Origin of the sequence: Litorimonas sp. (genome assembly GCA_029936425.1) — a bacterium.
Taxonomy (GTDB): Bacteria; Pseudomonadota; Alphaproteobacteria; order Caulobacterales; family Maricaulaceae; genus Litorimonas.
Genome location: JAPYSU010000102.1, coordinates 1 through 1,552, shown reverse-complemented (window position 1 = coordinate 1,552; position 1,552 = coordinate 1). Strand labels below are relative to the sequence as shown.

At 49.4% G+C, this 1,552-nt stretch carries 1 protein-coding gene; it reads right to left on the bottom strand.

The window, feature by feature from the left end; all coding sequences use genetic code 11:
- Nucleotides 1-1,363: 1,363 nt before the first annotated feature.
- Nucleotides 1,364-1,552 (bottom strand): hypothetical protein (locus tag ACN0IC_RS15365; RefSeq protein ID WP_416879628.1); only part of this gene is annotated, 189 nt, incomplete at its 5' end.

Below are 1,552 nucleotides of genomic sequence, written 5' to 3'. Positions count from 1 at the left end.
TCCCCTGGGTACTTTTATGAGTCCCATGGGTACTTTTATGAGTCCCCTGGGTACTCTTATGAGTGCGGCATGCTATGAGTATGGTAAAGCACGCTTCATGGACTTGTTTTCTGCCAAACCCTGGCAAAACCCAAACACACTTCTCACACTTCCCACGCACTGGGCAATTCTGAAAGTGCGCCGGGCCACCGGTCAATGCGTTTTACCCTACTGCAGGTGGAGTTTTTGTCCTTTTTTCGATTTTTGGCACCCAAAAATCAGAAAAAATTGCCTACCATTTTGCCTCATAATTGACCGAAATGGACCCTAAAAGGACCCTAAATGGACCCAAACGGACCCGGATGGACCTCCGTCGCGTGCGGCTGGGTCCAACTCAAGTTTTGGGATGGACCCAGCCTTGGACCAGTGCAGTGGTGTGGCTGTCGGAGCCGATTTCCACTTGAAAATCGGGTCAAAATCGACATTTTTTTGGATTATTTTGCAAGTTCCCTACAGGAGTACTTATACAACACAGTACAGACCCTGGCTACTTTTATGAGTCCCCTGGGTACTGTTATGAGTCCCCCGGCTGGTTTTATGAGTCCCATGGGTACTTTTATGAGTCCCTGGGTACGTTTATGAGTCCCCCTGGGTACTTTTGTCAGTCCTCTGGGTACTTTTATGAGTCCCCTGGGTACTTTTATGAGTCCCATGGGTACTTTTATGAGTCCCCTGGGTACTCTTATGAGTGCGGCATGCTATGAGTATGGTAAAGCACGCTTCATGGACTTGTTTTCTGCCAAACCCTGGCAAAACCCAAACACACTTCTCACACTTCCCACGCACTGGGCAATTCTGAAAGTGCGCCGGGCCACCGGTCAATGCGTTTTACCCTACTGCAGGTGGAGTTTTTGTCCTTTTTTCGATTTTTGGCACCCAAAAATCAGAAAAAATTGCCTACCATTTTGCCTCATAATTGACCGAAATGGACCCTAAAAGGACCCTAAATGGACCCAAACGGACCCGGATGGACCTCCCTCGCATGCGCCTGGGTCCAACTCAAGTTTTGGGATGGACCCGGCCTTGGACCAGTGCAGTGGTGTGGCTGTCCGAGCCGATTTCCACTTGAAAATAGGGTCAAAATTGTCATTTTTTTGGATTATTTTGCAAGTTCCCTACATGAGTACTTACACAACACAGTACAGACCCAGCACACACAAACCCATGCAGGGGACATCAAAGACGACCTCCCTGTGGGCCTGGACCTGTGGGGTGACTAGGTTACACTGTACAGACTGCAGACAGTGCCACCGGCGGAAATTTTTCTCCCCCGGACACACATGACCCATGTAGAAGTAAGGGCCACCTGGCCACAGTCACAGCATCAGACCCCGGCTACTTTTATGAGTCCCCTGGGTACTGTTATGAGTCCCCCGGGTAGTTTTATGAGTCCCATGGGTACTTTTATGAGTCCCCTGGGTACGTTTATGAGTCCCCTGGGTACTTTTGTGAGTCCCCTGGGTACTTTTATGAGTCCCCTGGGTACTTTTATGAGTCCCCTGGGTACTTTTAT